The organism is Pricia sp. (genome assembly GCF_041745955.1).
Lineage (GTDB): Bacteria > Bacteroidota > Bacteroidia > Flavobacteriales > Flavobacteriaceae > Pricia.
The window spans coordinates 1-9,905 of the sequence record NZ_JBGTHY010000513.1; the positions used below are offsets into that span (position 1 = coordinate 1).

The 9,905-nt window shown below is 40.3% G+C and carries 9 protein-coding genes and 2 pseudogenes; 10 read left to right on the forward strand and 1 reads right to left on the reverse strand.

Features of this window, described 5'->3' with window-relative positions; translation table 11 throughout:
* From ACEW8S_RS18190 to ACEW8S_RS18235, 10 genes and pseudogenes are all read left to right on the forward strand, one after another.
* Positions 1-257 (forward strand): helix-turn-helix transcriptional regulator (locus tag ACEW8S_RS18190; RefSeq protein ID WP_373519528.1); only part of this gene is annotated, 257 nt, incomplete at its 5' end.
* Entirely contained in the window at positions 257-1,465 is a 1,209-nt protein-coding gene (locus ACEW8S_RS18195) for a VapE domain-containing protein (protein ID WP_373519529.1), read from the forward strand. The genes ACEW8S_RS18190 and ACEW8S_RS18195, both read left to right, overlap by 1 nt.
* Before the next feature lie 197 nt (positions 1,466-1,662).
* Positions 1,663-2,511 (forward strand): toprim domain-containing protein, encoded by an 849-nt coding sequence (locus tag ACEW8S_RS18200; RefSeq protein WP_373519530.1) that lies wholly within the window; start codon positions 1,663-1,665, stop codon positions 2,509-2,511.
* Positions 2,512-2,618: 107 nt separating this feature from the next.
* Complete coding sequence (mbpA, locus tag ACEW8S_RS18205; protein ID WP_373519531.1) at positions 2,619-2,915, forward strand: mobilization protein MbpA; 297 nt, start codon at positions 2,619-2,621, stop codon at positions 2,913-2,915.
* Positions 2,916-3,039: 124 nt separating this feature from the next.
* The gene (locus ACEW8S_RS18210; RefSeq protein ID WP_373519535.1) at positions 3,040-3,789 is read left to right on the forward strand and encodes a relaxase/mobilization nuclease domain-containing protein; all 750 of its coding nucleotides are present in this window, start codon (positions 3,040-3,042) and stop codon (positions 3,787-3,789) included.
* Between the two features lie 10 nt (positions 3,790-3,799).
* Positions 3,800-4,273, forward strand: a complete 474-nt coding sequence (locus ACEW8S_RS18215) for a DUF6730 family protein (protein WP_373519532.1) — start codon at positions 3,800-3,802, stop codon at positions 4,271-4,273.
* A 249-nt stretch (positions 4,274-4,522) separates the two neighbouring features.
* Complete coding sequence (locus tag ACEW8S_RS18220) at positions 4,523-5,344, forward strand: transcriptional regulator (protein WP_373519533.1); 822 nt, start codon at positions 4,523-4,525, stop codon at positions 5,342-5,344.
* On the forward strand, positions 5,341-6,147 hold the full coding sequence (locus tag ACEW8S_RS18225) for a nucleotidyl transferase AbiEii/AbiGii toxin family protein (protein ID WP_373519534.1): 807 nt from the start codon (positions 5,341-5,343) through the stop codon (positions 6,145-6,147). The genes ACEW8S_RS18220 and ACEW8S_RS18225 overlap by 4 nt, the downstream gene beginning before the upstream one ends.
* 596 nt (positions 6,148-6,743) lie before the next feature.
* Positions 6,744-7,436 (forward strand): annotated as a pseudogene (locus ACEW8S_RS18230) (restriction endonuclease subunit R); the annotation flags it as partial.
* Between the two features lie 90 nt (positions 7,437-7,526).
* Positions 7,527-9,719 (forward strand): DEAD/DEAH box helicase, encoded by a 2,193-nt coding sequence (locus ACEW8S_RS18235; RefSeq protein WP_373519536.1) that lies wholly within the window; start codon positions 7,527-7,529, stop codon positions 9,717-9,719.
* Between the two features lie 37 nt (positions 9,720-9,756).
* Here ACEW8S_RS18235 and ACEW8S_RS18240 read toward each other — a convergent pair.
* Positions 9,757-9,905: pseudogene (locus tag ACEW8S_RS18240) on the reverse strand (IS1595 family transposase); the annotation flags it as partial.

Genomic DNA, 9,905 nt, shown 5'->3' on the forward strand with positions numbered 1-9,905 from the left:
TAGATCGTCTGGAAAAACTGATAATAGCCAATAAGGAGGTGCTGACCTTCGAGGAAACCTGTGACTACACCGGAATATCGAGAAGCTATCTCTATAAACTGACCGCGTCGGGAAATATCCCCCACTCGAAGCCCAACGGGAAAATGATTTTCTTCGAAAAGAGGAAACTCAATGATTGGTTACTTCAAAACAGCCGGAAATCCCATACCGAAATCAAGGGAGAGGCATTGAAATATACCTTCAAAAAGAGAAGGTGATGATTTCAAAAAACCAAAGCGATAACCTTTACCAGGTAAAGGACGCCAAGAAAAAAACGGTATACGACTATACCATGGAATATTTGGAGGCCAAGTATGACATCACGTACAACGAGATCTCCCATGACTTTCAGATCGCCTTCAAAGGCTCTAAGAAATGGCAGTATCTGAACCTGAACTCCCTGATCATCGAACTGGCCAAGGCAGGGGTCGATATCCCCACAGGGAAACTGGAAATCCTTATCCGTTCGGAATGGATACCCAAACACAATCCTATCAGGGAATACTTTGAAAACTTGGCCAAATGGGACGGGGAAGATCATATCCTGAAACTGGCATCCTATGTACCGACCTATGAGAAAGAAGCGTTCAATTACCACTTCAAAAAATGGTTGGTACGGACAATCAAATGCGCGCTGGAACACAACTATTTCAACAAGCAGGCCTTTGTACTGTCCCATCAAGGCCAGAACTCCGGAAAATCCACTTGGTGCCGATTTCTCTGTCCGCCCGAACTGGCGGAATATATGGCAGAGGATATCAGCAATGACAAGGATGCCCGTATCCAGCTCTGCCGAAACTTTCTGTACAATCTTGACGAGCTGGCCGTACTTTCCAAAAAGGATGTCAATGCGCTGAAATCCTTCTTCTCCAAGACCTTCATCAACGAACGGCTGCCCTATGACCGTAAGAACACGACCCTGACAAGGATATGTTCTTTTATGGGAAGCACCAATATGTCCTCTTTTCTGAACGACGAGACCGGTTCGGTCCGTTGGCTCTGTTTCGAGCTGATGGGTACAATAGATTTTGGATATTCAAAGGAAGCAGATATCAACGGGGTATGGTCACAGGCCTACCATCTGGCCTATTCCGACCCTACCTTCGACCCCGAACTATCCATCAAGGATATCAAAGAGAACGAGGAGCGGAACAAGAGGTACACCAAATTGACCTCGGAACAGGAAGTTATCGCCAAATACTATGAAAAATCCAACGATATGAAGGATTTCAGGACGGCATCCGATGTGATGGTCGCAACGGGATGCCTCAATTTGCGGTTGAACCATATCAATATCGGACGTGCGCTCGCGGGGTTCGGGTATCAAAAAGTGAAACATCCCAAACGGCAGGTCTACGGCTATCTGGCAAAACCGCTTTTTACGGACACCCCTTGGGAATTGGAACTTTCAAAAAATAGGGAATAATACCTACCTAGTTACCTAAGGAAAAAAGAAACCAATAAGAATGGGGTACGAAGATAGGTAGGATGTTATAACTCCATCTTACCTAACCTACCTAAATGGTAAGATAGGTAACATCAAAATTAGCTCTGACCTAAGCCAAAGACCCCGTAATCATTGGGATCGGTAGGAAGGTAAGCAATATGACAAAAATTAAGCTGATGAAAAGAAAAAGAACCAACGGGCTATCGTGCGAAAGAGCCCGAGCTTTTCCCATCGAAAGGGCGCTGGCAAAACTCGGGCACTTTCCGACCAGATCGACCGGGAAAGAAGCTTGGTTCCTCAGTCCGTTCCGGCCAGAGGCCCAAGCCTCTTTCAAATTGTCCAAGAAACTGAACCGGTGGTACGACCACGGGGCGGGAAAGGGCGGGAACGTCATCGACCTGGTATGCCTGATCAACAAATGCTCGGTCAAGGAAACCCTCGACTTTCTGAACACGGGACAGACCTCTTTTTCTTTTCAGCAGCAACCAATTTTTAAGAAGAAAGAAAACGACACCAAAATTCAAATCACAAAGGTCAAAGAACTGAGCCATTTTGCATTAGAGGATTATTTGAAATCAAGGAATATCGGACCGAGAACCGCCTTAAAATATATCACTGAAGTCCATTACAGGTTAAAGGACAAAAGCTATTTCGCCATTGGACTGAAGAACGACTCCGGGGGATGGGAACTGCGCAACAAATATGTGAAGAATTCCTGTTCGCCAAAGGACGTCACCCATATCAAAAATGGCCATACCAAACTCATTGTCACCGAAGGGATGTTCGACCTATTATCAATTTTGGAGGTCAGTGAAAATATAGAATCCGAACATGATTTCTTGGTATTGAACTCCACGGCATTCGTCCAGAAAGCTATGAGGATTATTGAAGGTTACACCAGTACCCTACTCTATTTGGACAACGATCTGAACGGAAAACAGACCACCCACAATCTGATTGGGCATTGCAAGAAATGCGAGGACCGATCAACCCTTTACAAAGGTTTTAAGGATATCAATGAATGACTCATGGGCAGTACAACCGATTTAAACGGGCAGGGAATTCAAGATGTGTTTTTGTTGCCACAAAAACGGTCTTGCTCTGCTCCTGGCGGTCGCAAAGTCAAAAGGAAATGAAAAGGACCTACATCAAGTTCCGATGCTCCATCTACGAAAAGAAGCTGCTCAAAAAAAGGGCGAAGCGGGCCGGAATTTCGCTCTCCGAATACTGCCGCAGCTCTGCCTTCGGAAATTCGGTCATCGAACGTCTGACGGCGGAACAGATGGCCAGTTACAAAATGCTGGTCAAGTACAAGAACAACTTTACCAGTATCGGCAATATGTTCAAAAAGCGGAACCCTAGACTGGCCAAGGAGGTAGCACAACTGGCAGAGGAGATCAGGACACACTTATATAATTTCAAGAAATAAGGGGATGATAGGCAAGGGAAAATCCATAGCGCACACGGGGGCATCCATGGACTACGGATGGAACCAGGAGAAACAGGCAGAGGTAGTCTATAGCCAACACCTAGCGGGCAACGATGCCAAATAGATAACCGAGGAGTTCAAGATCATCCAAGAGCAGAATACACGCTGCCAAAAGAACACCCTGAGCTTCGTACTCAGCCCGACACGGGAGGACGGCAGGAACCTCACCAAGCAGAAACTGACCGAACTGACCCAAAAGTTTATCAAGGAAATGCAGCTGAAGGAGCGGCAGGCCATTGCCTTCGTCCACAGGGACAGGGCCCATACCCATGTGCACCTTTATGTCAACCGGATAGGCTTTGACGGGAAGGCCTACAACGACAGTTTTATAGGGAAGCGGAGCCAATTGGCCGCCGAAAACGTGGCCAAGGATATAAGCCTGACCACGGCCAGGGAGGTGCAATTGGAAAAAGAACTGGATTCCATAAAAGTCCGCCTCGAAATTAAGAACATTCATCAGAAAGTAATGGAGAACGAAAGGCCTAAAACGTTGGATGGTTATATCAAGGCAATGCAGAAAAGGGACGTGGAAGTGATTCCTGTAATAAACAAGGCCGACAGGTTACAGGGGTTCAGGCTTGAATACCAAGGCCGCAATTTTAAGGCCAGCGAGGTGCACCGCTCCATGTCCGGGGGAAAAATAATGGGGCAGCTATCACAGAACAGGGGAATGGCAAAACCAAAAGAGGTGGGCAAATCGGTTCAGCTACTAGGAAAAACTGTGGAAATGAGCACTAACCTCGCTACAAGCATTGCCAAAAACATACTGAAAAAAGCGATAAAAAGAACTATCGATAGAGGAATCGGATATTAAAACAAAAGTTATGGGATACAAGAAACTGGACGAAGTCATGGAGCCTCTGAATGATGAACTGGACGGGTTCAACAAGTCCTTGGACAAGTTGGAAAAACTGACCAAGAATACGGACAATATCAAAATAAAACCTGATATCTCGGAAATAGAGTATATGCTGAAAGAACACCTAAAGGCCCAAAAAGCCAAAAGCTCCGAGATTCAAGAATCTATTCTCGATATGGAAAAACAGATTTCCACGGCAAGATTGGTTCCTAAAACACAATTATGGATTCACTATTCGATTTGGATAATATCCCTGGTCATCATCGGTTATTTAGCTTTTAGAGTATCTCGAATAAGCGATGTCATGGAAAAAGCCTTTGCAGAAGGGGAACATAGGGTAATATCAAGTTTAAGGGGGTATTTCGACCAAAACCCCGAGCACTACCAGTCGTATCAAAAATGGTTAAAGGAAAAAGATAGTGTTCCAAATCAAAAGTAGTGTGCGCCCTATGGAATTTTTGCTTTACGCTTATCTGCCGGAACGCTACAAAAATTCCACAGGATCCATGCGCAAAGTTTTGGGGTAAGGATTTGGGGACAGTTTTCTTTTTAGTAGATAATTATGTTTTATATCAACCAAGTGAGTATTAAGCTCACTTTTTTACTACAAAAGATAATAGCAAAATAATTTTAGCAATCATTTTATTATTTATATCATTGTAGTGAGTTTTCTGCTCACAAATCAACTATGAAACATAAAAACATTTCGACACAATCGAGTGAACTCCTGTCTTATTTTAATAAGATGGATAAAACATGTTTTAATAGTTCGGAAGCATTAAATATTTTTCCAGAAGCCGGTAAAACAACACTGAATAAGCTTCTTAGTGATATGACTAAAAGAGGTTTATTGATGCGTATAAAGGTAGGGGTCTACCATATCATACCTTATGAACAAAGTCCAGAGGAATTTATGCCTGAATGGCATTTATTGGCAGACTGTCTGGTAAGCCAGTGCGATTATTATATCGGTTACTATTCGGCGTTACAGTTACATAACTTGATTACTCAACCTTCACTCAAAGAGCAAATAGTTGTTTCTAAACAACACAGACCATCAACAATATTAGTAAAAGATGTACCATTTCAATTTATCTATCACAATGAAAAACATTTTTTCGGTTTTAAGAAAGTCTGGGTTGATAGTTTCAATAAAGTACTCTGTTCAGACCTAGAAAAAACAATTGTTGATTGCTTATTTAAACCAGATTATGCAGGTGGAATAGTAGAAATAGCAAGAGCAATATATATGTCTCGAGATAAAATTGATTATGATAAATTACTTGAATATTCAAAAAAATTCAAATCGCAAGCAGTAATCAAAAGACTGGGGTTCCTATTAGAGACTTTCGAAATCGAAACACATATAATAAGTAAGTTACAGGAGGAAAAAACGATTTCATATGTCTTACTGGACACAGAACTACCTAAATCTGGCCAATTGATAAGTCGTTGGAGTATTCAACAAAATCTAGAAATTGAAACAATTAAATCTGCCATCTATACGTGATTAAACCAGGAGAAATACAGCAAAAAGCAAGTAAGGTTGGCGTGCGCGATCAACAGATTGAAAAGGACTATATGCTATCTTGGATTTTACAGGGTGTTTCTCAACATAACAAACTTTCAAAGGCTTTAGTTTTCAAAGGGGGGACGGTTCTAAAAAAAGTATATTTTGCAGATTACCGTTTTTCCGAAGATTTGGATTTTACTTTGCTTAATGACGAAATAACAAACGAGGAAATATTCAAATGGTTTTCCGAGGCTTTTGAGTATATACTGGAAGAAGCAAATATTCCATTGGAAATTATTGATGATAACCCACATGAAGATGGTGGAATAAATTTCTATATTAGCTATGTAGGTCCGTTGGGGGGATTAGGGGCGCATAAGAAAGTAAAAATAGATATCTCTAGAAGTGAGCAACTTCAATTTGAACCCGTCTTGAAAGATGTGTTTTTAAGTTATTCGGACCAAGATGCTCACCAACTACTTTGTTATTCCTTAGAAGAAGTGTTAGTTGAGAAAATGCGATCGGTTATGCAGCGTATGCAGGCACGCGATTTTTTTGACATTTGGTATTTGTTGGAGATACATGAAATGGATATAGATTTTTATGTAAACGAATTTAAAGCCAAGTGTACAAGTAAGGATATTGACCCAACTCAATTTCACGCAAAACTTGAACAAAGAAAAGCACAATACAAGGGCCGTTGGCAAAAATCTATGGCCGACCAAATAAAGAATCTACCAGATTATGATACAGTTGAGAGGGAGGCTCTTAGGCACTTAAAAAAGCTACATGTTGAATAAAAAAGGTTTCGTAAATAAGATGTCAAGTTCTTTGCACAAAAAAACTTGACATTATCACATAATGTTAAATCACCCGGAGTAACCGAGAGGGGTCAATCCGCATACTACAACTGACTTTGAAAATATCCGACAAAGTAAATGCTTCACCCCTACCCGCCTCAGGCAAAAATCTTTATAAGTGGATAAGAATTCTTGGTTGCTTTATGAGTTATATCGTTATTGAAATCAAGAGTTTACAAACATCTCTTCACGAAATGAAACAAATGGAATTGTCCAGTTTATTTATTAAAAAACTGGACATATTTTAATAAGCTCTGATAACTTTAGTTGCATTGTATATGTGATTCTTTTGAAACGTTACTAAAAGGCTAATAGGTCAAGGTTTTTTACGCACAAAACTTGACATAATACTGCTGAAATAGAAAAGGGCCTTTCTACCATACAAGTCCATGTTTCTGCGCATAAAAGCATAAGACTCAGAAAAAGCATCTCACGCCTTTATCTTACCAACGGCCAGTTAACAATACATTGGCCTAAATTATAGCCGCTAATTTATTGTTATTTTTACTCTAATTGCGAAGTAATCAAAAATAGCCTTGGAATCAGAAAGCAAAGAACATATCCAATTATTCAAATCCCTATTTAGAGGAAGGGACGATGTTTTTGCCATCAGATGGGAAAAAGGAAATAAAAGCGGCTATATTCCGGCCTACTTTTACGACCCTTACCGATATAGGCTGCATAAAATCAATGGGGGAACGTTTAAGAATTTTATCGAAAAATCTTTTTTGCCCCTAAACGACGGTCAGATTCTCAAACATTTCGACGGCGAACAACAAATAGGCATTTATCCTATGCTCCAAGACAATACATCTTGGTTTATAGTTGCGGATTTTGATAAGGAAAACTGGCAACAGGAATGCAAGGATTTTATGTCAGCTTGTGAGTTCAAAAGTATACCGGCTTATTTGGAGCGTTCCCGTTCCGGAAACGGCGGGCATGTCTGGATATTTTTTGAAGTAGCCTACCCCGCCGTAAAAAGCAGAACGATTTTTAAACAACTACTCGAAGAAAGTGGAATATTTTCCATATTCGATAAAACTTCAAGTTTTGACAGGTTATTCCCCAATCAGGATTTTCTTTCGGGAAAGGGCCTGGGCAACCTTATAGCCTTGCCCTTGCATAATCCAAATGTCGAACAGGGCAATAGCTGCTTTATAGACCCAAAATCTTTCACTCCCTATGAGAATCAGTGGTATTTCTTAGAACAGGTTAAAAGACTAAACCCCGCAGAACTGGATGTTTTATACAATGAGGTGGTTAAAAACGATGCCAACAAATTTGGGGTCTCGTTATCCGGGAATACACTTGTCATTCGTTTGGATAACGAAATTAGAATCAATAAGACTGGTTTGACTACACCATTGGTCAATTTTATAAAGGATACATTCAATGTAGTAAATCCCGACTATTTCATAAAGAAGAAAATAGGTAGAAATACTTGGAGCACCGATAGGTATTTCAATCTTGTTTCGGAAGCGAAAAATGAAGTCGTTCTTCCGAGGGGCACTATCGGACACTTACTTCGGTTTTGTAACAAACAAAAAATCAATTTTGAATTTCAGGACAAAAGAAAAAAATCGGAAGACATACCGTTTTCTTTTAGCACTGAGTTGCTCGAACACCAGAAAACGGTACTATCTGCTGTTTCTAAAAAGGACTTTGGGGTAATTGCAGCACCACCAGGATCTGGAAAAACTATAATCGGATTAAAAATAATTACTGACAAATGCCAACCCGCATTAATAGTTGTCCACAGAAAACAACTTTTGAACCAGTGGGTGGAACGAATCGAAGCTTTTCTGAAAATTCCTAAAAACCAGATTGGTAAAATAGGTCAGGGTAAAGCAAAAATAGGCAAGCAAGTTACAATAGCAATGATTCAAAGTCTGGGTAAAAAAATAGATAATCCTGAAATTTCAAAAACATTCAAGACCGTTATTATTGACGAGTGTCATCACATTCCCGCCAAATCCTATGCGGCCACCATTTCCAAACTTTCACCTTATTACCAATATGGACTTACAGCGACACCCTTTAGAAAAAATAGCGATGGTAAACTGATTTTTGCCCATTTGGGAGAATTGATAGCCGACGTCAAACCACAGGATATTGAAACCTTCAAAAAAGCACGGATTATCATTAGGAATACAGATTTTGATGTTCCCTTTAATTCAAAAACGGATACTTTCGAAACCCTGTCCAAAGTGTTGGTACATGATTCGGAACGGAACAAAAACATCGTTGCCGATATAACCTCAGAAGTAAATACTGGTAAACGTGTGGTCGTAATTACAGAACGAAAAGAACATATTGCAACATTACACCAGTTTTTAAAGCAAAAATTTGAGGTTGTCGCATTAAGTGGAGACGATTCAGAGAGCGATAGAAGTTCAAAATGGAAAATCCTCAATTCAGGAAACTATCAAATCCTGATTACCACAGGACAATTCTTTGGAGAAGGCACCGATCTGAAAAACGCGACTTGTCTGTTTTTAGTTTATCCCTTTTCTTTCAAAGGGAAACTGATCCAATATATAGGAAGGGTACAGCGTACCGAAATAGCCCCGTTGATTTATGACTACAGGGATTATAAGATTGAATACCTCAATCGGCTTTTTCTCAAAAGAAATACCTACTACCGAAACCTGGATAGACAGGCTACCTTATTTGACGATATCCCCACCGCCATTCCCAAGACACAAGCAAGTAGTTCAATGGCGGCAACTATAAAAGTACCTATAGAGCAGCTCGATTTTCGTTTCGGTACAATTGCATTTACCCACAAAAGTTCCAAGTTACAAAAAGAACTAGAATTCGAAATTGAGAATGACTATATACGCCCAGAGTTTGAGGTGCTCAAGCCATATTTTACTAAAGTAATGGATTCTAAAACCGTAGAAATAACAGTTTCGGCTGAATTTGAAAATAATGTTTTGGTTGCACAATTGGCAATTTCCAGAGACCTGGAAAGGATAAACCGTGAAGTCTTGGAAAGTGTACGATTCAGACTCGTAGAGAAAAGTTTTTTTGGTAAAAAATCAAATTCAAAAGAGAAATCCGATATTGCACAGCATGAAGAAAGAATTCAAGCACTTTACCCATCGGAACAAGAATTGTTGGAGGAAATCCTTTCAAAGAGAAGTGTAAAACATTTTCGCCAGCTACGCTATCTGGCCGACAATCATGCGCATACGATTTTAAAACTTCGATTTGTGCTTCATCCATTTTCCTTTGTTTTCTTGCTGTTGGGCAATCACCAATTCCATGTAATTTTGGAAACTTTGGATACTGAAGAAGCCACCTACGTTTGGCATTTCGACAAAAATAGCTCGATCTTAAAGGAACATTTAGCTTCTGTAGATTCGTCATTGAATATGATTAGAAATCAGGGCAGGCAGTCTTATTTGGAATCTCAACCTGTAAGTTTTAGCCGAATTCTCCATGATTATTCTGATGATAGAAAGGGTTTTATTCAATGGAGGGATTCCTTAGAAGAAAAACTTTACTAAAGCCTATTTGGACAAATTGTATATTTGACTTAGGCATTTAGCCAATAATATTTTTGACATAGCACGGAGGGGTATTTACCATCCTGAGCATGAGGTTGTCGAATATGCCCTCTTTCATGAAGCTCCTGTTGAACCTATAGCAATATTCGTCGAGATAGTCCTGTAGGTCCTCCACGTGGTGGTGCA

Bases quoted from the DNA above. Each gene is read 5' to 3' on its own strand.
- ACEW8S_RS18195 (WP_373519529.1), top strand. From the start codon at position 257: ATGATTTCAAAAAACCAAAGCGATAACCTTTACCAGGTAAAGGACGCC.
- ACEW8S_RS18200 (WP_373519530.1), top strand. From the start codon at position 1,663: ATGAAAAGAAAAAGAACCAACGGGCTATCGTGCGAAAGAGCCCGAGCT.
- mbpA (WP_373519531.1), top strand. From the start codon at position 2,619: ATGAAAAGGACCTACATCAAGTTCCGATGCTCCATCTACGAAAAGAAG.
- ACEW8S_RS18215 (WP_373519532.1), top strand. From the start codon at position 3,800: ATGGGATACAAGAAACTGGACGAAGTCATGGAGCCTCTGAATGATGAA.
- ACEW8S_RS18220 (WP_373519533.1), top strand. From the start codon at position 4,523: ATGAAACATAAAAACATTTCGACACAATCGAGTGAACTCCTGTCTTAT.